General features: G+C 35.3%; 1 pseudogene. It reads left to right on the top strand.

The features are described 5' to 3' along the window. Positions 1-238, top strand: a pseudogene (locus V6255_RS18230) (virulence factor BrkB family protein); the annotation flags it as partial.

Here is a 238-nt window from a genome sequence, read left to right as displayed (position 1 = left end):
AATGAAAACCTTATCTATAATAACTTTGTGCCGACGTCTGGAGATGCGGTAAAAGAGCATATGACGCGGTTCATTGAAAAAACTAAAAAAATGAGCATGATGGGGATCGCCTCATTTGTGGTGATTGCTTTATTATTGATTTCGAGCATTGACCAAACCATTAATAGTATCTGTCGTTGTAATAATAAACGTTCACGTATACAAGCTTTTACTATTTATTGGACCATTCTGAGTTTAG

Source organism: Psychromonas arctica (assembly GCF_038155225.1).
Lineage (GTDB): Bacteria > Pseudomonadota > Gammaproteobacteria > Enterobacterales > Psychromonadaceae > Psychromonas > Psychromonas arctica_B.
Note: the sequence above shows the minus strand (reverse complement) of the source record. Positions and strands in the feature narration are given on the sequence as shown.